At 61.7% G+C, this 18,320-nt stretch carries 14 protein-coding genes; 7 read left to right on the top strand and 7 right to left on the bottom strand.

Going from position 1 to position 18,320, the window contains the following annotated elements; all coding sequences use genetic code 11:
• The first annotated feature begins 39 nt into the window (after positions 1–39).
• On the top strand, positions 40–912 hold the full coding sequence (pdxY, locus tag L6D81_RS12550) for a pyridoxal kinase PdxY (RefSeq protein ID WP_064379732.1): 873 nt from the start codon (positions 40–42) through the stop codon (positions 910–912).
• Positions 913–955: 43 nt separating this feature from the next.
• Here the strand turns inward: pdxY and L6D81_RS12545 are convergent, their stop codons facing one another.
• Complete coding sequence (locus L6D81_RS12545; protein WP_003229693.1) at positions 956–1,438, bottom strand: acyl-CoA thioesterase; 483 nt, start codon at positions 1,436–1,438, stop codon at positions 956–958.
• A 281-nt stretch (positions 1,439–1,719) separates the two neighbouring features.
• On the opposite strand from L6D81_RS12545, the gene L6D81_RS12540 reads away from it, so the two are divergent.
• Positions 1,720–3,483 (top strand): cation:proton antiporter, encoded by a 1,764-nt coding sequence (locus L6D81_RS12540; RefSeq protein WP_085686044.1) that lies wholly within the window; start codon positions 1,720–1,722, stop codon positions 3,481–3,483.
• Positions 3,484–3,505: 22 nt separating this feature from the next.
• Here L6D81_RS12540 and L6D81_RS12535 read toward each other — a convergent pair whose 3' ends face one another.
• From L6D81_RS12535 to uvrD, 4 genes are all read right to left on the bottom strand, one after another.
• Positions 3,506–3,913, bottom strand: coding sequence for an SMI1/KNR4 family protein (locus tag L6D81_RS12535; protein ID WP_007954245.1), 408 nt, complete (start codon positions 3,911–3,913; stop codon positions 3,506–3,508).
• Between the two features lie 138 nt (positions 3,914–4,051).
• On the bottom strand, positions 4,052–4,930 hold the full coding sequence (locus tag L6D81_RS12530) for a Tim44 domain-containing protein (protein ID WP_236179843.1): 879 nt from the start codon (positions 4,928–4,930) through the stop codon (positions 4,052–4,054).
• Positions 4,931–5,105: 175 nt separating this feature from the next.
• Positions 5,106–5,546, bottom strand: a complete 441-nt coding sequence (locus L6D81_RS12525; RefSeq protein ID WP_179693210.1) for an EamA family transporter — start codon at positions 5,544–5,546, stop codon at positions 5,106–5,108.
• Between the two features lie 75 nt (positions 5,547–5,621).
• Positions 5,622–7,805, bottom strand: coding sequence for a DNA helicase II (uvrD, locus tag L6D81_RS12520; protein WP_007954248.1), 2,184 nt, complete (start codon positions 7,803–7,805; stop codon positions 5,622–5,624).
• 259 nt (positions 7,806–8,064) lie between these two features.
• On the opposite strand from uvrD, the gene L6D81_RS12515 reads away from it, so the two are divergent.
• The 3 genes from L6D81_RS12515 to L6D81_RS12505 all read left to right on the top strand — a co-directional run bounded on the left by L6D81_RS12515 (position 8,065) and on the right by L6D81_RS12505 (position 12,276).
• Positions 8,065–10,938 carry a putative bifunctional diguanylate cyclase/phosphodiesterase gene (locus tag L6D81_RS12515; RefSeq protein WP_236179841.1) on the top strand — a complete coding sequence of 958 codons (2,874 nt, stop codon included), beginning with the start codon at positions 8,065–8,067 and terminating at the stop codon, positions 10,936–10,938.
• 150 nt (positions 10,939–11,088) lie between these two features.
• On the top strand, positions 11,089–11,955 hold the full coding sequence (gene hexR, locus L6D81_RS12510) for a transcriptional regulator HexR (RefSeq protein ID WP_007954250.1): 867 nt from the start codon (positions 11,089–11,091) through the stop codon (positions 11,953–11,955).
• Between the two features lie 108 nt (positions 11,956–12,063).
• Positions 12,064–12,276, top strand: a complete 213-nt coding sequence (locus tag L6D81_RS12505; protein WP_236179840.1) for a PA3496 family putative envelope integrity protein — start codon at positions 12,064–12,066, stop codon at positions 12,274–12,276.
• Here L6D81_RS12505 and L6D81_RS12500 read toward each other — a convergent pair.
• A complete protein-coding gene (locus L6D81_RS12500; RefSeq protein ID WP_236179838.1) occupies positions 12,218–13,180 on the bottom strand; it encodes a LysR family transcriptional regulator in 963 nt (320 codons plus the stop codon). The genes L6D81_RS12505 and L6D81_RS12500 overlap by 59 nt on opposite strands.
• 190 nt (positions 13,181–13,370) lie before the next feature.
• On the opposite strand from L6D81_RS12500, the gene L6D81_RS12495 reads away from it, so the two are divergent.
• Together L6D81_RS12495 and oadA are read left to right on the top strand one after the other, a co-directional pair.
• On the top strand, positions 13,371–14,786 hold the full coding sequence (locus L6D81_RS12495; RefSeq protein WP_007954255.1) for an acetyl-CoA carboxylase biotin carboxylase subunit: 1,416 nt from the start codon (positions 13,371–13,373) through the stop codon (positions 14,784–14,786).
• 11 nt (positions 14,787–14,797) lie between these two features.
• Positions 14,798–16,606 (top strand): sodium-extruding oxaloacetate decarboxylase subunit alpha, encoded by a 1,809-nt coding sequence (oadA, locus tag L6D81_RS12490; protein WP_236179836.1) that lies wholly within the window; start codon positions 14,798–14,800, stop codon positions 16,604–16,606.
• Positions 16,607–16,709: 103 nt separating this feature from the next.
• Here oadA and L6D81_RS12485 read toward each other — a convergent pair whose 3' ends face one another.
• The gene (locus L6D81_RS12485) at positions 16,710–18,065 is read right to left on the bottom strand and encodes an autotransporter domain-containing protein (RefSeq protein WP_309295821.1); all 1,356 of its coding nucleotides are present in this window, start codon (positions 18,063–18,065) and stop codon (positions 16,710–16,712) included.
• Between the last annotated feature and the right edge of the window lie 255 nt (positions 18,066–18,320).

Raw genomic sequence — 18,320 nt, 5'->3', positions numbered from 1 at the left:
GCGCGGCTTGAATTTCAATCGTTTTACGGAAAAACCCGAATGAAACGTACGCCTCATCTGCTCGCCATCCAGTCCCATGTGGTGTTCGGCCACGCCGGCAACAGCGCTGCGGTTTTTCCGATGCAGCGGGTCGGGGTGAATGTCTGGCCGCTCAATACGGTGCAGTTCTCCAACCACACCCAGTACGGCCAATGGGCCGGCGAAGTGCTGGCGCCGCACCGGATCCCCGAGCTGGTCGAGGGCATCGCCGCTATCGGTGAGCTGGGCAACTGCGATGCGGTGCTGTCCGGCTATCTCGGCAGTGCGGCGCAGGGGCGGGCGATTCTCAGTGGCATCGAGCGGATCAAGGCGGCCAACCCGAAAGCCCTATATCTGTGCGACCCGGTGATGGGGCATCCGGAAAAGGGTTGCAGCGTTCCTGCTGAAGTCAGTGATTTTCTGTTGGACGAAGCCGCTGCCGTTGCGGATTTCATGTGCCCGAACCAGTTGGAGCTGGACAGCTTCTCCGGGCGCAAGCCGCAGTCGCTGTTCGATTGCCTGGCGATGGCGCGGGCGCTGCTGGCTCGCGGGCCGAAAGCGGTGCTGGTCAAACACCTGGATTATCCGGGCAAGCCGGCGGATGGCTTTGAAATGTTGCTGGTGACGGCCGAGGGCAGTTGGCATCTGCGTCGTCCGCTGCTGGCGTTTCCGCGTCAGCCCGTGGGAGTAGGCGATCTGACGTCCGGGCTGTTCCTGGCCCGCGTGTTGCTCGGTGACAGCCTGGTGGCGGCGTTCGAATTCACCGCCGCGGCGGTGCATGAGGTGTTGCTGGAAACCCAGGCCTGCGCCAGTTACGAACTGCAACTGGTGCGGGCGCAAGACCGGATTGCGCATCCGCGGGTGAAATTCGAGGCCACGCCAATAAGCCTCTGATCATTGCGGCGCTCGCGAACCACGTCCGCGAGCGCGCTTTCACTCAGGCGTCGCCCTTGATTTCCTGATAGCGCTTTTCCAGCTCCTGACGAATCTGCCGGCGTTGTTGCGCCTGCATGTAGCGGCGCTTGTCTTCGCTGTTCTGCGGTTGCAGCGGCGGTACGGCGGCGGGTTTGCGCTGATCGTCCACCGCGACCATGGTGAAGAAGCAGCTGTTGGTGTGGCGCACCGAGCGCTCGCGAATATTCTCGGTCACCACTTTGATGCCGACTTCCATCGAGGTGTTGCCGGTGTAGTTCACCGACGCCAGGAAGGTCACCAGTTCGCCGACATGGATCGGCTCGCGGAAAATCACCTGATCCACCGACAGGGTCACCACGTAGCGGCCGGCATAACGGCTGGCGCAGGCGTAGGCCACTTCGTCGAGGTATTTGAGCAGGGTGCCGCCGTGGACATTGCCAGAGAAGTTGGCCATGTCGGGGGTCATCAGTACCGTCATCGACAGCTGGGCGTTTCCGGGTTCCATAACGTTCTCACGGGTCAAGGCAGGGTTGCTGGAAGAAACACCTCTGCGGGTGCCTGGTCGCTTTTCAAAAGCACCGTTATCGGGACGCCAGGCAACTGGCCGCCGTCACGCCCGAATCGATCTGTTTCCATATATTGCACCGCCTTTCAGCCGGAAGTCCCGGTGTTACCCTGCAAAAGCGCCTCCCCAAGGGCGATTCCTACACCAAAAGCGGATTTTTACTCAGCTCACCCAGACATTTTCATGCTTGCGTGAGCCTCGTTATTCAAGGAGCCCACACCATGCATGCCATCAGCTTTATTCAGGATCTGGCGGTGATCATGTTGGTCGCAGGTGTGGTGACCGTTCTGTTTCACCGCTTCAAGCAGCCGGTGGTGCTCGGCTACATCGTCGCCGGCTTCATCATCGGCCCGCACACACCGCCGTTCGGCCTGATCCACGATGAAGAAACGATCAAGACCCTCGCCGAACTGGGGGTGATTTTCCTGATGTTCTGCCTGGGGCTGGAGTTCAGCTTGCGCAAGCTGTTCAAGGTCGGCGCCACGGCCTTCATCGCAGCGTTCCTCGAAATTGTGCTGATGATCTGGATCGGCTACGAAATCGGCCGCTGGTTCGACTGGAACACCATGGATTCGCTGTTCCTCGGCGCGATCCTGGCGATTTCTTCGACCACCATCATCGTCAAGGCGCTTAACGACCTGAAGATGAAAAACGAGCGTTTCGCGCAGTTGATTTTCGGCGTGCTGATCGTCGAGGACATTCTCGGCATCGGCATCATCGCCTTGCTGTCGAGCATCGCGGTCAGCGGCACGGTGAGTTCCGGCGAAGTGTTTTCCACAGTCGGCAAGCTCTCGCTGTTCATGATCGTCGCCTTGGTGATCGGCATTCTGCTGGTACCACGACTGTTGGCTTACGTGGCGAAATTCGAAAGCAACGAGATGCTGCTGATCACGGTGCTGGGCCTGTGTTTCGGTTTCTGCCTGTTGGTGGTCAAACTCGAATACAGCATGGTGCTCGGCGCGTTCCTGATCGGCGCAATCATGGCCGAGTCGCGGCAATTGCTGAAAATCGAGCGGCTGATCGAGCCGGTTCGCGACCTGTTCAGCGCGATCTTCTTCGTCGCCATCGGCTTGATGCTCGACCCGATGATCCTGCTGCAATACGCGTGGCCGATTGCGGTGATCACGGTCGCCGTGGTGCTGGGCAAGATGCTGTCCTGCGGCCTCGGTGCGTTTATCGCCGGCAATGACGGACGCACCTCACTGCGGGTCGGGATGGGGCTTTCGCAGATTGGCGAATTCTCCTTCATCATCGCGGCCCTGGGGATGACCCTGCAGGTCACCAGCAACTTCCTCTACCCGGTGGCCGTGGCGGTTTCGGTGATTACCACGTTGCTGACGCCGTACCTGATCCGGGCTGCCGATCCGCTCTCGATCAAGCTGTCCGCCGCCATGCCGCAGCGCCTTGGTCGGGTGTTCGGGATGTACGGCGAGTGGCTGCGCAGCATTCAGCCGCAGGGTGAGGGCGCGATGCTGGCCTCGATGATCCGGCGGATTCTGCTGCAGGTCGGGGTCAATCTGGCGCTGGTGATCGCGATCTTCTTTGCCGGCGCTTTCTTTGCCGGGCGGCTCTCGATCTGGATGCAGGACTGGATCAGCGATCCGAGCTGGCAGAAAGCGTTGATCTGGGGCGGGGCGTTGCTGGTGTCGTTGCCGTTCCTGATCGCGGCCTATCGCAAGCTCAAGGCGCTGTCGATGCTATTGGCGGAGATGGGCGTGAAGCCGGAAATGGCCGGGCGTCACACACAGCGAGTGCGCCGGGTGATCGCCGAAGTGATCCCGATCATCTCGCTGCTGGTGATTTTCCTGCTGCTGGCAGCCTTGTCGGCCAGTATCTTGCCGACCAACAAGTTGCTGGTGCTGATCGCCGTGGTCGCGGCCGCCGTGGCGGCGCTGCTCTGGCGCTGGTTCATCCGGGTACACACGCGGATGCAGGTCGCCTTGCTGGAAACCCTCGACAACCACAAGGAACCATCGGGGCACTGAGCATCCATGGAGGCGTGGCGTTTCAGCTTTCCAGCCAGACGTCCCGCGCCCAGTGCCAGACCGATTCCCAGGACTCTTCGGTGATCAGTTCTTCTTCGCCCGACCACAGCACCACGGTGCCGTCTTCTTCGACGCAGTAGTAGTCGTCACCGTCCTGGCAGATCGGGATCAGGTCGCGCGGCACGCCGGCATCCCAGGCGTTGGCGGCTACGTCCGGCAGGTAGGTGTGGGACTGCGGGTCGGTGACGGTCACCGGCTCCAGGCTGCCGTAAACCACGTCGCTGACGGTCAGTAGAAACTCTTTGAAGACGAACGGGATGTTGATGAAGAGTTCTTCTTCGATTTCCACCAACTGGTCTTCGTCGGGCAATTCCAAAGGAACCGGTACGGGTTCGTTGGCTTCGCGCAGTTGTTCGATGATTTCTTCCACGTCCGGGATCCTCTTGCTTGAATGGCGCGGTTTATATGGGCCGGTTTATACAGTAGCTCGCTATAGATGCAACCGCGAAATAGAAAACCCCGGCCGAAGCCGGGGTTTTTATTGCAGCGGGTAAAACGTTGGAGGTGATCAGCCGTTCTGGCGGATACCGGCAACGAACCACGGCTGGTTGTCGCCCTGTGGACGTTCCATGTTCCAGCTTTCGCTGAACACTTCGCCCTGCTGGTCGAAACGCGAGGTTTTCGACACGCCGCTGAAGGTCAGGGTCGCGATCGTCTTGTCGGCCCGATCATCCACGCCATCCAGTTGCACCTGAAGGTTGTCGATGTAGGTGGACTGGAAGGCATCGCCCAGTTCCGCGCGCTCGCGCTTGAGGAACTCGAACATCTGCGGGGTCACGAACTCGGCGATCTTGTCCATTTCGTTGGCGTCCCAGTGCTGCTGCAGCGCCTGGAAGTGGCTGCGGGCGGCTTCGAGGAAGCGCTGTTCGTTGAACCAGGCCGGTGCGTTGATCACCGGGCGGGCGGCAGCAGGTGCCGCCGAACCGCCGAAGATCGAGCCCATGGCTGCTGGTTTCTGTTCGAATACTTCACGCTGCATCGGCGCGCCGGCCGGAGCGAACTGCTCCTGCTGCTTGCGGCGACGGGCGGCGATGAAACGGAAGATCACGAACGCGATCACGGCCATGATCAGGATGTCGAAGATCTGCATGCCTTCGAAGCCACCGCCCATGAACATGGAAGCGAGCAGGCCACCGGCCGCGATGCCGGCCAGAGGGCCGAGCCATTTAGAAGCGCCGCCGGCCTTGGCCGCAGCGCCAGCGGCACCGGCAGCACCAGCGGTCGCCGCAGCGCCGCCCATGCCTGGGGAAGAAGGAGCCATCTGGCTGGTCTGGTGCGTCGGCGCAGCGCCGGCGCTTTTGCCACCACCAAAGCGCTTGGCGTTGGCGTCGAGGCTCATCGTCAGGCCGATGCACAACGCCATGGCGATGCTAAGAAAACGTTTCATAAAGGGAATTCCCGTTTGTGGAGACACGCGCGCCATGTTGCACAGCTGAAGTGTCACTGGCTAGCGGCAGAGTGTTTCGGGCTTTTGCCTGACAGGTTACGTTCAGCTCGGTCGGGGCAATAAGGCTATGTACTTTTGTCTGTAGGAAAAGGAGATAGGTTCAGCAGGAAATAGATCAGCGGCGCAAGGCCAGCATCACCACACCGGCGGTGATCAGGCCTATGCCGCCCCACTGGCGCAGGTCGAGTTTCTCGCCCAGCAGGATCACACCGAGCACCGCCACGAAGACCACGCTGAGCTTGTCCACCGGGGCGACCAGCGACGCCGGGCCGACTTTCAACGCGCGGAAGTAACACAGCCACGAAGCGCCGGTACCCAGCCCGGACAACAGCAGGAACAGGTAGCTCCTGGCGGAGATCGATCCTAAGGACTGATATTGGCCAGTGGCGTACAAAATCAAGGCCAGGCTGACCAATACGACAATTGTGCGCAGCAGGGTGGCGAAGTCGGAGTTGACGTTTTCGATGCCGATCTTGGCGAAGATGGCCGTCAGCGCGGCGAAGGTGGCCGAGAGCAGGGCCCAGAACGTCCAGGAGGAAAAGAAGCCCGAGCCCATGGATGTTGCCTCCAGTATTCGTGTCCGATCGTTCCCACGCAGAGCGTGGGAACGATGAGCAACGACGAGCTGCGTTTAGATCGCTTCCAGCTTCGCGTACCCGAGCATCAGCCACTTGCTGCCTTCGGCGAAGTTCACCTGCACCCGGGCCTGGGCGCCGGCGCCTTCGAAGTTGAGGATCACGCCGTCGCCGAAGATCGAGTGACGGACAGCCTGGCCAAGGCTCAGGCCGGTTTCCGGAATTTCGCTGCCACTGAACAGGTTGCTGCCGCCCATCGACTGGTTGCCGCCGAACGGCCGGCTGACGCTGTTGGACAGGCGCACTTCCTGAATCAGGCCTTTCGGCACTTCCCGTACGAAACGCGACACCTTGTTGTAGGTTTCGCTGCCGTACAGGCGTCGGGTTTCAGCATAGGTCATGACCAGATTCTGCATCGCCCGGGTAATCCCGACGTAGGCCAGACGCCGTTCTTCCTCAAGGCGTCCCGGCTCTTCCAGGCTCATCTTGTGCGGGAACAGGCCTTCTTCCATGCCCACCAGGAACACATAAGGGAATTCCAGGCCCTTGGCGCTGTGCAGGGTCATCAACTGAATGCTGTCTTCGTGCTCGTCGGCCTGGGTGTCGCCGGCCTCCAGCGACGCGTGGCCGAGGAATGCCGCCAGCGGCGTCAGCTCTTCGTCTTCTTCGGTGTTCTCGAAGTTGCGCGCGGCGCTGACCAGTTCCTCAAGGTTTTCTACCCGGGCCTGGCCTTTCTCGCCTTTTTCCGCTTCGTGGTAGGCGATCAGTCCGGATTGCTCGATGACGGTCTGGGTCATCAGGTGCAACGGCATCTCGGCGCACTTGGCGGCGAGGTTCTCGATCAGCTCGATAAACGCACCCAGTGCACCGGCGGCGCGACCGGTCAGGCCTTTGTTGGCCACCAACTGGCGCATGGCTTCCCACATCGACACATCGCTGTGGCGCGCATGATCGCGGATCGCTTCGACGGTTTTCTCGCCGATGCCACGCGCCGGGACGTTGATGACCCGCTCCAGCGCCGCATCGTTGCCGCGACCTTCCAGCAAGCGCAGGTAAGCCATGGCGTTCTTGATTTCAGCCCGCTCGAAGAAGCGCTGGCCGCCGTAGATGCGGTACGGAATGCGTTCGCGAAGCAAGGCTTCTTCCAGAACGCGCGATTGGGCGTTGGAGCGGTAGAGAATCGCGATATCGCTGCGAGCCAGGCCGGTTTTCAGCGCGCTTTCGATGGTTTCGACAACGTAGCGCGCTTCATCGTGTTCGTTGAACGCGGCGTAAAGGTTGATCGCTTCGCCGTCGCCGCCGTCAGTCCACAATTCCTTGCCCAGACGTCCGGTATTGTTGGCGATCAGGGCGTTGGCGGCCTTCAAGATGCCGGCCGTGGAGCGGTAGTTCTGCTCCAGACGGATGGTCACCGAGTCCGGGAAATCGGAAGAGTACTGGTGGATGTTCTCGATTTTCGCGCCACGCCAGCCGTAGATCGACTGGTCGTCGTCGCCAACCACCATCAGGCTGTCGCCGCCCTTGCCCAGCAGACGCAACCAGGCGTACTGCACGGCGTTGGTGTCCTGGAATTCGTCCACCAGAATGTGTCGGAAACGCTTCTGGTAGTGAGCCAGCAGGCCCGGGTGGTCGCGCCACAGGTCGAGGGCGCGCAGCAACAGTTCGGAGAAATCGATGACGCCGGCCCGCTGGCATGCCGCCTCGTAGGCTTCATAAATGCCGCGCATGGTCGCCAGGAACAGATCGCCGCTGGCCTGAATGTGTTGCGGGCGCAGACCTTCGTCTTTTTGCCCGTTGATGAACCACTGGGCCTGACGGGCGGGCCAGCGTTGCTCGTCCAGTCCCAGCTCGCGGATCACCCGCTTGACCAGCCGTTGCTGGTCGTCGCTGTCGAGAATCTGGAAGGTCTGGCTCAGCCCGGCTTCCTGCCAGTGCGCCCGCAACAGGCGGTGCGCCAGGCCGTGGAAGGTGCCGACCCACATGCCGGCCGGGTTGATGCCCAGCAATTGCTCGATGCGGTGACGCATCTCGGCAGCGGCCTTGTTGGTGAAGGTCACCGACAGGATCGAGTGGGGCGAGGCGTTTTCGACCTGGATCAACCAGGCGATACGGTGCACCAGCACTCGGGTTTTGCCGGAGCCGGCACCGGCCAGGACCAATTGACGACCAACGGGAGCCGCTACGGCCTGGCGTTGGGCATCGTTGAGGGAGTTCAGCAGAAGGGAGAGATCATCGCGCATCGGGGCATTCTAGGGGGCGCCGCAGGCCCGGGCAAACCGAGCTTTGCATTAGCCGATGAAAGTGCTGCCCGTGACGACCGGTCGGTCACCGGCTACAGGCGTTGGCCCGCCTGGCGTCGGGGCTTTGGAGGGGGACGAGCGGTGGAAAAGTTTCAGTGAATTTATGATCTGGGGCAGTTTGGCAAGTGGTTCGGCTTGTGTATGCTCCGTCCACGTTTCCGGGCGCATGCTCACACTTATAAGAACAAGAACGTTGCCTATGACCCTCAGCTTCGACCTGTCGGGCCCCTCCGTGGAGCCTCGGGTGATCCGCAAGCTTTACGCCACCCAGATGGCGGTCGAGCGCACGCGCCTTCTTTACCAGGGCTCGCTGTTGCCCACCCTGTTCATGTTGATCAATGGTCTGGTCTGCGCCGCTCTGCTCTGGAGCCCGCAGCGTTACTTCGTGGTCAGCGTCTGGCTGGTGTGGCTGTTGTCGCTGGTGGCGTTGCGAGTGATTCAGGTCGCCGCGTTCGATTCGGCGATTCCCGATCGCCAGGCCCAGCCGATCTGGGGGCGGATGTTCCTGCTCGGCTCGACCATGACCGGCCTGACCCTGGCCGGCGCCGGCATCGCTTTGGTTCCGGCCGACAACTTCATGCAGCAGGCCTGGGTGTTCGGCCTGATCGGCGCCGCGACCCTGTCGGCCAGCGTGGCTTACGCTGTGAGCATTCCGGCCTTCCTTTCCTTTACTTTGCCGTGCCTGCTGCCGGCCATCGGCTACCTGTTCTGGGGCGGTGACGAACTGGCGCGGGGCTGGGGCTGGCTCGGGCTGATTCTGCTCGGCTCCTTGAGCGTCGTGGCGTGGCAGGTCAATCGGCTGATTGATCGTGGTTTGCTGCGGCGCTTCCAGAACCAGCACCTGATCGAACACCTGCAACAGACGCAAACCCGCAGCGAACAGCTCAATCAGGAGCTGGCGAAGGAAATCGAGCACCGGCGCTGCGCCGAGGGCAAGCTGCGCGAGGCGCAGGTCGAGCTGGAAGACCGGGTCGCCCAGCGCAGCCGGGAGCTGGACGTCGCCAACCAGGCGCTGAGCAAAAGCGAGGCGCGCCTGGCTCTGGCGTTGAAGGCCAGTGAACTGGGGCTGTGGGACTGGAACCTGCAGACCGACGAGGTTCATCACACGCAGATTCAGGAACTGTTCGGTCTTGACCCGCAATACGTCACCGGGCTGCTCAGGCACCTGCGCCCACGCTTGCACCCGGAAGATGTGCCGCCGCTCAAGCGGGCACTGATCGAGCACTTGAAGGGGCGCACCGAGGATTATCAGATCGAATACCGCGTACGCCACGGCGACGGCCATTGGGTCTGGATCGAAGACCGTGGACGGGCGGTGGAGCGCGACGAAAACGGGCGGGTCATTCGCATGGTCGGCACCCGGCGCGACATCAGCGTCAGCAAAGGCCTGGAAGCCCAACAGCAACTCGCAGCGACGGTGTTCGAGGCCGCCAGTGAAGGCATCGTGATCCTCGACCCGAATTACGCGCTGATCGCCATCAATCAGGCCTTCAGCCGGGTCACTGGGTATGACATCGACGACATGCTCGGGCGTAATGTCGTCGAACTGCCGTGCAGTCGCGACGCCCGCCGTCATTACGTCGCGATCCGCCACGCGCTGGAACAGCACGGCAGCTGGCAGGGCGAGCTGGTGGAAACCCGCAAAAATGGCGAGTTGTATCCGCAGTGGCTGCAATTGAATGCCGTGCGCGACAGGCGGGGAAATGTGAGCCATATTGTCGGCTTCTTCGCCGATCTCTCGGCGCGCCGTGAATCCGAAGAGCGCATGCGCTTTCTGACCCACTACGACGAACTCACCGGCCTTGCCAATCGCTCGCTGTTCCGCGAACGCCTGCACGAAGCCCATCAGCGCGTACGGCAGGGCGGGCGCCGGAGCCTGGCGCTGCTGCACATCAATCTGGATCGCTTCAAGCTGCTCAACGACAGCCTTGGTCACGAGATCGCCGACCAGTTGCTGCAAAAAATGTCTCGACGGCTGGTCAATGCCTTGCCGGAAGCCGACACCATTGCCCGGTTGTCCGGCGATGAGTTCGCGGTGTTGTTCGACGCCTACGGCAGCCTGTCGAGCCTGGCGCGGGTCGCCACTCGACTGTCGAGCAAGCTGCGACTGCCGTTGACCGTGGAGGGGCATGAGCTGGTGGTCAGCGCCTCGATGGGCATCAGCCTGCTGCCGGACAACGCCCGGGAGATTTCCGCGCTGGTCAGCCAGTCGAACATGGCCATGCAACATGCCAAGCACCTGGGCGGCAACAATTTCCAGTTCTACACCGACAGCCTGCAGGCCAGCACGCTGGAGCGCCTGCAACTGGAAAACCAGTTGCGCAAAGCCATCGAGGACAAGCAGCTCAACGTCTTCTATCAACCGAAACTGTGCCTGGCGACCGGCCGCCTCAACGCGGCAGAAGCGCTGGTGCGTTGGGATCATCCGACCATGGGCCGGGTACCGCCGGGGGACTTCATCGGTCTGGCCGAAGAAACGGGGCTGATCGGGCCGATCGGCGAGTTCGTCCTGCGCCAGGCCTGCTGGCAGGCTTGCGAATGGCAGCGTCAGGGGCTGTCGCCGATCCGGGTTTCGGTGAACCTGTCGGTGCATCAACTGCGGCAGGGCAAACTGGTCAGTCTGGTGCGCCAAGTGCTGGAGGAAACCGGTCTGGCGCCGCACTACCTCGAACTGGAATTGACCGAAAGCCAGTTGCTCGACAGCGTCGAACACATCATCGCCACGTTCCAGCAGTTGCGGGATCTGGGGGTGAAGCTGGCCATCGACGATTTCGGCACCGGCTATTCGTCGCTGAGCTATCTGAAGCGGATTCCGGTGGACTACGTGAAGATCGATCAGGCCTTTATCCGCGGGTTGGGGGAGGGCAGCGAGGACGCGGCGATCACCCGGGCGATCATTGCGATGGCTCATGGGCTGTCACTGAAAGTGGTCGCCGAAGGTGTCGAGCGATCCGAGCAGCTGGCGTTTCTGAAAGCTGAGGGTTGCGATGAGGTGCAGGGTTATCTGATCAGCCGTCCGGTGGAGGCAGTCGGCCTTGCCGCGTTGCTGCGTGAACAGGAAAAACCGCTGTAAAGGGCTACATGCAGCGCATGTCGCCTGATCCGGGGGGATCCAGTTACGCATTGAGCAGGCAAAAAGCCGATTCATGTAGTATAACTACAAGCTTGCTACATCCCCGGCATCCGGCCAACGCACATCTTTCCATAACAAGAGTCCAGCCCCTTGAATCTGCTGCAACACATCGCCCAGTCACGTCACCTGTTACGCAAGTCGGAGCTCAAGGTCGCCGACCACGTGCTGCTTGACCCTGCGGCAGTGATGCACAGTTCCATGGCCGACCTGGCCCACAGCGTCGGCATCAGCGAGCCGACCATCGTGCGCTTCTGCCGGGCCATTGGTTGCTCCGGTTTCCAGGATCTGAAACTCAAGCTCGCGCAAAGCCTCGCGGCCGGCGCCAGCTTCGGTCAGTTCGCGATCCATGAAGATGACTCTGTTGCCGACTACAGCCTGAAGATTTTCGACACCACCTTGCACACGCTGATGGAGGTGCGCGAAAAGCTCGATCCGCTGGAGCTGCAGCGGGCAGTGACGTTGATGTCTCAGGCCCAACGCGTCGAGTTCTACGGTTTTGGTGCATCAGGTGCGGTGGCGGCGGATGCGCAGCACAAGTTCTTCCGTCTGCTGCTGACGGCGGCGGCGTATTCCGATCCGCACATGCAGGCGATGTCGGCGGTAACGCTGAAGCCGACCGATGTGGCGATCTGCATTTCCCAGTCCGGCCGCTCCAAGGATCTGCTGATCACCGCCAACCTCGTTCGCGAGAGCGGTGCGTCGCTGATCACCTTGTGCCCGAGCCAGACACCGTTGGCCGAGCTGTCGACCGTCAACCTGGCGATCGACGTTCACGAAGACACCGAAATCTATACCCCGCTGACCTCGCGCATCGCTCACCTGGTGGTGATCGACGTACTGGCGATGGGCGTGGCCATGGCGCGCGGACCGAGCCTGGTCAACCACCTCAAGAGCGTCAAGCGCAGTCTGCGCAGTCTGCGGCTGTCGCCCAAATCGGTGAAAGCGCTGGATGACTGATTGTCGTGGGATGAAGGCAATCTTCATCTGCCTGTAACCCCGACGAAGCCAAACCGTCATCCCCCGGGCCTATCGTGAAACTCCCGTACTCGCCTTGGGAGACTCGAAATGGCTCAGCCCTACGAAGAACGCAACAGCGCCGCGAAAACCCGTCGTCAGCAGGAAGACCAGCGCCGCATGGAATTTCGCCGCGCCATCGAAGATCGCTTCGAACTGCGCCAGCTTCAAAGCGAAATCAGCGATTTTCCCGAGGACATCAAACTCAACTACTGGCAGGCCGCGCCGGCAGTTTCCCGTCGAAGCGCTCAACCAGCGCGCTGATCTGCACCCGTTCGCTGCGGATAAACGCCAGGAAAGCGTGGGCCACCGGTGACAGCCGTTTGGCCTTGGCTTGCACCAGGCACCAGCTGCGAAACAGCGGCAACTCTTCGACCGGCAGCTCGACCAGGCCGCCGGTCGCCAGCTCCAGGTTCAGGGCGTGGCGCGTCAACAGCGCCAGGCCCAGACCCGCCACCACGCATTCACGCTGGGCCTCGGCCGACGCCACTTCCTGGGTCTGGGTGAAGTGCACGCGCTTCTCCTTGAAATATTCCTCGCAGGCCAGTCGCGTGCCCGAGCCGGGTTCGCGGATCAGCAAGGTGTACGGTTCGAGGTCCTGCAAACGCAACGGGCCCAGGTGCGCCAGCGGATGATCGGGACGCGCCACGGCGACGATCGGGTTGTTGAGGAACGGCAGGAATTCCAGGCCCATGTCCTGCGGCACCATCGACATAATCACCAGGTCGTCGCGATTGTCGGAGAGGCGGCGGATCACCTGGCCACGGTTGACCACCGTCAGTTGCAGGTTCACTTCCGGATGCTGGCGCTTGAATGCTGCGAACAGGTGCGGCACGAAGTATTTGGCGCTGGACTCCACCGCCAGCTTCAACTGGCCCTGCAGCGAGCCCTGCATGTCCGACAGCTGCATGTCGAGGTTTTCCAGGCGGCCAAAGATGTCCCGGCTGGCGCGCTGGAGTGCTTCGGCCGCCTCGGTCATGTAGAGTTTTTTGCCCACGTAATCGAACAATGGCTGGCCGATCAGCTCTTCGAGCTGACGAATCTGTAGGCTGACGGCCGGTTGCGTGAGCGACATTTCCTCGGCGGCGCGGCTGTAGGATCGTAAATCACACACCTCGTTAAAGATCTGCAATTGACGCAATGTCATACGCATCAATGACTTACGCATTTTCTACCGACTCTGGCCGCTGGCTGGTGCACTGACTATAAGTCTTTACTTATGCCTGACCCAATTTTTATTCATTTTTGTTAATCCCTTGTCAGCGCTAGTGTGGAGCCGAGACCACATGGAAACATTTGGTCACGTGCCGACCTGGGTCTAGCAGGTCGTGGTGCCACCGGCTCAAGGGAACCTCCAAGTGATAACAAAGATCCTGATCGCCAACCGTGGTGAGATTGCCGTACGAATCGTGCGTGCCTGCGCCGAGATGGGCATCCGTTCGGTCGCGATCTATTCCGACGCCGACCGGCATGCCTTGCATGTCAAGCGTGCGGACGAGGCCCACAGCATTGGTGCCGAGCCGCTGGCCGGTTACCTGAACCCGCGCAAGCTGGTGAACCTGGCCGTGGAAACCGGCTGCGATGCGCTGCACCCCGGCTACGGTTTCCTCTCGGAAAACGCCGAGCTGGCAGACATCTGCGCCGAACGCGGGATCAAATTCATCGGCCCGTCGGCGGAAGTCATCCGCCGCATGGGCGACAAGACTGAAGCGCGCCGCAGCATGATCAAGGCTGGCGTACCGGTCACGCCGGGCACCGAAGGCAACGTCTCGGGCATCGAGGAAGCGTTGAGCGAAGGCGACCGCATCGGTTACCCGGTGATGCTCAAGGCCACTTCCGGCGGTGGCGGTCGCGGCATCCGTCGCTGCAACAGCCGCGAAGAGCTCGAACAGAACTTCCCTCGAGTCATTTCCGAAGCCACCAAGGCCTTTGGTTCGGCGGAAGTGTTCCTGGAAAAATGCATCGTCAATCCGAAGCACATCGAAGCGCAGATCCTCGGTGACAGCTTTGGCAACGTCGTGCACCTGTTCGAACGTGACTGCTCGATCCAGCGCCGCAACCAGAAGCTGATCGAAATCGCCCCGAGCCCGCAGCTGACCCCGGAACAGCGCGCCTACATCGGCGACCTGTCGGTGCGCGCGGCCAAGGCCGTGGGTTACGAGAACGCCGGCACCGTGGAGTTCCTGCTCGCCGAGGGCGAGGTGTACTTCATGGAGATGAACACCCGCGTGCAGGTGGAACACACCATCACCGAAGAAATCACCGGGATCGACATCGTCCGCGAACAGATCCGCATCGCCTCCGGCCTGCCGCTGTCGGTGAAGCAGGAAGACATCCAGCATCGCGGTTTTGCCCTGCAATTCCGGATCAACGCCGAAGACCCGAAAAACAACTTCCTGCCGAGCTTTGGCAAGATCACGCGCTACTACGCCCCCGGCGGCCCTGGCGTGCGCACCGACACGGCGATCTACACCGGCTACACCATCCCGCCGTTCTACGACTCGATGTGCCTGAAACTGGTGGTCTGGGCACTGACCTGGGAAGAGGCGATGGATCGTGGCCTGCGCGCCCTCGACGACATGCGCCTGCAAGGCGTGAAGACCACCGCCGCGTACTACCAGGAAATCCTGCGCAACCCGGAATTCCGTAGCGGCCAGTTCAATACCAGCTTCGTCGAAAGCCATCCGGAACTGACCAACTACTCGATCAAGCGCAAACCCGAAGAGCTGGCCCTGGCCATCGCCGCCGCCATCGCCGCCCACGCAGGCCTGTGAGGAATACAAGAATGAGCAAGAAGATCTTTGTCACCGATACCATCCTGCGCGACGCTCACCAATCGCTGCTCGCCACCCGCATGCGCACCGAAGACATGCTGCCGATCTGCGACAAGCTCGACAAAGTCGGCTACTGGTCGCTGGAGTGCTGGGGCGGCGCGACCTTCGACGCCTGCGTGCGCTTCCTGAAGGAAGACCCGTGGGAGCGTCTGCGCCAACTGCGCGCCGCGCTGCCCAACACCCGTCTGCAAATGCTTCTGCGCGGGCAGAACCTGCTGGGCTACCGCCATTACAGCGATGACGTGGTCAAGGCGTTCGTCGCCAAGGCCGCAGTCAACGGCATCGACGTGTTCCGTATCTTCGACGCGATGAACGACGTGCGTAACCTGCGCGTGGCGATCGAAGCGGTGAAGGCTGCCGGCAAACATGCCCAGGGCACCATCGCCTACACCACCAGCCCGGTGCACACCATCGACGCGTTCGTCGCCCAGGCCAAGCAAATGGAAGCCATGGGTTGCGACTCGGTGGCGATCAAGGACATGGCCGGTCTGCTGACCCCGTACGCCACCGGTGAACTGGTGCGTGCACTGAAAGCCGAACAGTCGCTGCCAGTGTTCATCCACTCCCACGACACCGCCGGCCTGGCAGCCATGTGCCAGCTCAAAGCCATTGAAAACGGTGCCGACCACATCGACACCGCGATCTCCAGCTTCGCTTCGGGCACCAGTCACCCTGGCACTGAGTCCATGGTCGCTGCGCTCAAAGGCACCGAGTTCGATACCGGCCTGAACCTGGAGCTGTTGCAGGAAATCGGTCTGTACTTCTACGCCGTGCGCAAGAAGTACCACCAGTTCGAAAGCGAATTCACCGCCGTCGACACCCGTGTCCAAGTCAACCAGGTGCCGGGCGGGATGATTTCCAACCTGGCCAACCAGTTGAAAGAGCAGGGCGCTCTGAACCGCATGGGCGAAGTGCTGGCGGAGATCCCGCGTGTGCGTGAGGATCTTGGCTTCCCGCCGCTGGTGACCCCGACTTCGCAGATCGTCGGCACCCAGGCGTTCTTCAACGTACTGGCCGGCGAGCGCTACAAGACCATCACCAACGAGGTGAAGCTCTACCTGCAAGGCGGTTACGGCAAGGCGCCGGGCACTGTGAACGAGAAACTGCGTCGCCAGGCCATCGGCAGCGAAGAGGTGATCGACGTACGCCCGGCCGATCTGCTCAAACCGGAAATGGCCAAGCTGCGTGCCGATATCGGCGCACTGGCCAAGTCCGAAGAAGACGTGCTGACCTTCGCCATGTTCCCGGACATCGGCCGCAAGTTCCTCGAAGAGCGTGCCGCCGGCACCCTCACCCCGGAAGTGCTGCTGCCGATCCCGGAAGCGGGCAAGGTGGCTTCGGCCGGCGGCGAAGGCGTACCGACCGAGTTCGTCATCGACGTTCACGGCGAAACCTACCGCGTGGACATCACCGGTGTCGGCGTCAAGGCTGAAGGCAAGCGTCATTTCTACCTGTCCATCGATGGCATGCCGGAAGAAGTGGTGTTCGAACCGCTCAACGAATTCGTCGGCGGCGGCAACAGCAAGCGCAAGCAGGCTTCGGCACCGGGCCATGTCAGCACCACCATGCCGGGCAACATCGTCGATGTGCTGGTCAAGGAAGGCGACACCGTCAAGGCGGGCCAGGCCGTGCTAATCACCGAAGCGATGAAGATGGAAACCGAAGTCCAGGCCGCGATTGCCGGCAAGGTCACCGCCATCCACGTTGCCAAGGGCGACCGGGTCAACCCGGGCGAAATCCTGATCGAGATCGAAGGCTGAGATAACGGCCTCGATACAACGCTTTAAACCTCGGGGGGGCATGTGCTCCCCTTTTTTTGCTTTTGGGGCGCTGCCGCAACGTGCGCCAGCACCCCGTCTGGACTCAGAACGCCATTCGCCACTGGCCCGATACGCCGTGGTGGCGGCTGTCGGTGCCTACCTCACCCGACAAGGCAACACCGAGTGTATGGTTGGTCGAAACGGTGAGATCAAGCCCGGTGTCCAGCGTCAGGCTGTTGCGATCCAGCTCTGCGCCATAAACGGTGTAGTCATGGCCGCCGGTGACCAGACGTTGCCGGGTGCTGGTGTCGGTCTCGCCGTACACGTGTTTCCATCCCGCGCTGAATCGTGGCGTGAGGCGCATGCCGTTATCCAGCGTGCTGACTTTCGCCATGCGCAGGCCGACGGTGGTGTTGAAGTTGCCCTGGAATTGATCCCCCACCCGGAGCGCCGCCGCCCCGCCTTTCTCGGTGTAGCCGTCACGCTGGTAGCGTTGGTAGCCGATGCCGGCAAACGGCTCGATGCTGATGTTGCCCCGGCCCAGGTTGTATCCCGACTCGATGAACGCTTGCTGGGTGCTGGCCCGATAGTCGCTCTCGAGTCGGTCATGGAAGCGACCGAACGCAACTTCGCGACGGGTACTGCCTTCATGACGGCTCCAGGCTGCGCCGAACCGAAGTGACAACCGGCCGGTCTGGCGCAAGGCGTAGGCACCCAGGTGCCAACTGTCGAGATCGCCGTCCAGCTCGTTGCTGTCGATGCGCGTGTCGGAGGTGCCGCCCATCAAGCCCAGGTGCCATGTCTCATCGAGGCGCCAGTCCGCGCCGAGCAGCAGTCCTTTGGTGGCGTGCTGCATGGGCTCCACATCGCGATCCAGTTTGCCGCTATGACCGAGGGCTTGCAGCCAGACCCTGCCGCTCTCGGTGTTTCCGGCCGCGTGGCGCGGGGCGTCTGGCGGGTTGTCATGCAGGTTATCGAGTTGGTGCATGGCCGACAGCAGGCTGGCGCTGACCGGCGTGACGCTGCTCAAAGTGGCCTTGGCGAGATTGGCGTTACTGCCGCCCGCCAGTTGATCGTAGGCGAGGGCGGCCGTGGACTCGTCGGCGGCGAGCAGTGCCGCAATGGCTGAGTTGCCCGGTTGTGAAGGGGACTGCGTTGGCGGTGCCTGGTCAGCCACTGGGGCTTGTTGAGCGGCGGGCGTTTCCGCCAGAACCGGCTCCGGTAAGGGCGCTGGTTTTTCCAGGCTTTCTTCGAGCGCACTGCCGCTCTCTGTCGTGGCGATTTTTTTGGATGGAGTGTTGTCGGCTGTGTGAGCGGGTACCACGGGCATCTCAGTGCTGACGGGGCTTGGGACCGGTGTCGGTGCGGCCTTTTCCTCACGCGCGGTTTCTTTGGCGAAATCAAGCGGAGCAGGTTTTTCTTTCTTCTTGCGCGAAGGCTTGGGTTTCACTTCGTCCATAACGGGCGCGTCAGGCTCCGACTGCTCCGCCAGAGAAAATTCTACGCAACCGACTGCCAGCGCAACCGCCAGGACAAGATGTTGGAGCTTGTATTTGCATTGAATGGGCATTCCGTTCGCCTCAGGTGAAGTGAGGCCAAACTGTAAAAGTCGACGCCGGTGCGCCGATGCCGGGCAATTCCGAGCCGGATGCAGGTGATGGCGTCTGCTTTTGTAGCCCGGGCGCCGGCGGGTAATGAATCCACCATGATTACC

Source organism: Pseudomonas sputi, assembly GCF_021603585.1.
In the GTDB taxonomy this organism is placed as follows: domain Bacteria; phylum Pseudomonadota; class Gammaproteobacteria; order Pseudomonadales; family Pseudomonadaceae; genus Aquipseudomonas; species Aquipseudomonas sputi.
This window is presented reverse-complemented; position numbering and strand designations above follow the sequence as displayed.